A 1,239-nucleotide genomic window follows, 5' to 3' on the forward strand; every position below is an offset into this window, starting at 1 on the left:
GAGCAGACCTGCCTGGCGCAGCAGCTTGCCGGCCTGGCTGTCGTCACCGAGCTGTTCGAACGTCAGCGCCGGCGGGCTCAGTTCGTTGAACGGCTTCAGGATCGGATCGGGCGCGACGCCCGGGTGCAGCGGATACTCGAAGCTGATGTGGCCGCCCGCCATCAGTTTCTGCGCGCGCTCGCTGACGAGATACGCGACGAACTTCTGCGCTTCCGGCTGGTGCTTCGAAGCCTTCAGCACCGCGGCGCCGGACACGTTGACGGCACCGCCGACGTCGCCCTTGCCGAAGTGGTAGATCGCGCTGCGGGTCGACTTGTCGCCGAGCTGGGCGTGCAGGCGGTCCCAGTAGTAGTTGTTGATGATGCCGGTCAGCACGCCGCCGCGGTTGACGGCCGCCGTCACGCCTTCGTCGTCGTCGAAGATCTGCGCGTTGGCCTTCAGGCCCTTCAGCCATTGCAGCGTCGCGGCTTCGCCGTGCAGTGCGAGCACCGCGCTCACGAGCGGCAGGAAGTCCGCGTCGCTCGGCGCGACGCCGACCTTGCCCTTCCACTCGGGCTTCGCGAGATCGAGCAGCGATGCGGGCAACTGCTGCGGCTGGATTTTCGCGGTGTTGTAGACGAGCACGTTCTCGCGCGCGAGCACGCCGACCCAGTTGCCGTCGGCCGGATTGAAGCGCGCGGGCACCGACTGCAGCGCGGCGCCGTCGGTCTTCGCGAGCAGGCCCTTGCGGTCGAGCAGCACGAGCTCCGGCGAATTCTCGGTGAAGTACACGTCGGCCGGCGTGCGGTCGCCTTCCGTGGCGAGCTGCGCGGCGAGTGCCGGGCCTTCGCCCGAGCGCACCTTCACGGTGATGCCGCTCTGTGCTTCGAAGTCCTTGACGAGCTGGTTGACGACCTGCTCGTGCTGCGCGTTGTACAGCGTGAGCGTCGCGGCGTGCGCGCGCGCGGCGTGCAGCGCGCCGGTCAGCATCAGCGCGGCTGCGGCCGCGGAAATCAGGTGCCGCAGCGGGCGGCTAACGGGTGAAGTGTTCATGTCTTGTTTAGCAGGTTGCACCCGGCCGGGCCGGGAAGGAGTGCCTTGACTTGCGTTGCGTGTCGTCATGCGTCGAACAGCGCGGCGCCGATGTACGAACCAGGTTGCGCGCCCGGCGGGCACGCGAAGATCGCGCTGCCGACGTGCGTGGTGAACTGGTTCATGATGTCCAGCTTCGCGAGCTTCTCGTTGATCGGAATGAAGCCT

The 1,239-nt window shown here is 67.6% G+C and carries 1 protein-coding gene and 1 pseudogene; both read right to left on the bottom strand.

Features of this window, described 5'->3' with window-relative positions; all coding sequences use genetic code 11:
• On the bottom strand, positions 1-1,032 hold a 1,032-nt coding region (locus tag JYJ84_RS37015; RefSeq protein ID WP_174976962.1), incomplete at its 3' end, for an iron ABC transporter substrate-binding protein.
• Positions 1,033-1,097: 65 nt separating this feature from the next.
• A pseudogene (locus JYJ84_RS38185) lies at positions 1,098-1,239 on the bottom strand (Dyp-type peroxidase domain-containing protein); the annotation flags it as partial.

Source organism: Burkholderia sp. LMG 13014 (genome assembly GCF_905232215.1).
Lineage (GTDB): Bacteria > Pseudomonadota > Gammaproteobacteria > Burkholderiales > Burkholderiaceae > Burkholderia.